Origin of the sequence: Mesorhizobium sp. M2A.F.Ca.ET.037.01.1.1 (assembly GCF_003998075.1) — a bacterium.
Classification (GTDB): Bacteria; Pseudomonadota; Alphaproteobacteria; order Rhizobiales; family Rhizobiaceae; genus Mesorhizobium.
The window spans coordinates 1-1,729 of sequence record NZ_RZSA01001216.1 but is presented as its reverse complement, the minus strand read 5'-3'; the positions used below and the strand labels follow the sequence as shown (position 1 = coordinate 1,729).

2 protein-coding genes are annotated in these 1,729 nt (G+C 64.3%); both read right to left on the bottom strand.

From position 1 onward, the window contains the following. The coding region (locus EOA27_RS35260) for a Gfo/Idh/MocA family oxidoreductase (RefSeq protein ID WP_145970790.1) at nucleotides 1-961 on the bottom strand (961 nt) is incomplete at its 3' end. Between the two features lie 49 nt (nucleotides 962-1,010). Continuing rightward, nucleotides 1,011-1,729 (bottom strand): ATP-binding cassette domain-containing protein (locus EOA27_RS35255; protein ID WP_145970789.1); only part of this gene is annotated, 719 nt, incomplete at its 5' end.

Genomic DNA, 1,729 nt, shown 5'->3' with positions numbered 1-1,729 from the left:
GCTCGTTGGAGAAGGCATCGCCATAGAGCGGTCCGAAGGCCTTCGTCACTGGGCCGAGCGGCCCGGCCTCCGTCACCTCCAGGCGCGTCGGCAGGCTGCGGATATAGGGCGTGTCGTAGATGATCCGTACCCGTTTGGTGTTGGAGCGAACCTCGATCATGGCATCGAACAGGCCGAGATCGTCGACCACCGCGTCATAGAGGCAGGCGAAGTGGCCGTAATCGAAGGTGACGCTGGTGTTGGCGCCGCCATTGGTGTGGTGCGCCGCCACCACCCGCTGTGGCTCGCCAATCAAGCCACGCATGGCCGAGATGTGGTGCGAGGAGAGCGCGGTCAGGCCTCGATAGGCGCGCACGAGCTCGGCCGAGGCGTCTTTTCCGACCACCTCGCGGATCAGCGCGTCGCGCTCCTCGGCACCGCGCGAAAGGATCGCCGGGTCGATGTCCCGCGGATAGAGGATGTTCTGGCTCTTCTTCAGGAAATGCCGGCCTTCCGAGATCAGGTCGAAAATGCGCACATGGGTGATGTCTCCGTGTGCCGGCAACTCGTCTCGCGCCGCCAGATAGGCCGGCGCGTAGCGGCGCATATAGCCGATGAAGATTGTCTTTTCGTAGTCCCTGCTCAGCGCCATCAGCTCGTCGATCTCGCGCACCGTCAGACAGGCGGGCTTTTCGAGCAGGACATGCTTGTTGGCTGTAATCGCGGCGCGGACGAAGCGGCTGTGCGTGTCGTCCGGTGAGAGCACGAAGACCGCGTCGATATCCGGCGAATTGATCAGCGCCTCGGCGCTTTCATAGGCCTTGGCGGTTGGGTATTGCGAGGTGATGAGTTTCACCAGGCTCGGTGAAACGTCATGGGCGCCAGCGATGACCCAGCGGTCGCGCTGGTCGGCCAACACCCGCAGATGGATCGATTGCGCGACCTCTCCAAGACCCACAAGCCCGACACGGATCAGCGCCACGGCGAACTCCTTCGCTAGTTTGTTTCAAATTCCATGCGCGGCGCGGCTGTCACGCCGCGCCGGTCACCAGCGCCACGAGCTCGTTGCCGGTGGTTTCGGACGAGCGCACCGTCGCCACCATCTTGCCGGCGCGCATCACCCAGATCTGGTCGGAGAGCCGTCGCACCTGATCAAAATTGTGGCTGATCAGGATAACGCTTACGCCTTGCTCGCGCAGCTTACGGATAAGGGCCTCGACATTTGCCGTTTCCTGCACGCCAAGCGCCGCCGTCGGCTCGTCCATAACCACCAGCTTGGCGCCCGACCCCGCCGCGCGGCAGATCGAGATCGCCTGCCTCTGGCCGCCCGAGAGACGCCGGACGCGCTGGGTCACCGACGGCACGTTGATCGACAGCCGCGACAGCATGGCGCGCGCCTCGTCTTTCATCGCCTTGCGGTCGAGCAGGGCGAACGGGCCGATGCGGCGCACGATCTCACGGTTGAGGAAAAGGTTCTGCGCCACCGTCAATTCGTCGATCAGCGCCAGGTTCTGGTGCACGGTCTCGATGCCCGATTTGCGCGCCTCGTCCGGATTGGAGAACGGGTGCTGGCGGCCGTCGAAATAGATCGTGCCCCCGTCGGGCACATGCACGCCGACCAGGCAACGGATGAGAGTCGACTTGCCGGCGCCATTGTCGCCGATCACCGCGGTGACCTCACCTCGCCGGGCTTGAAACCCGACATCGGTGAAGGCGCGGATGCCGCCGAAATGCTTGCTCAGTCCCTGGC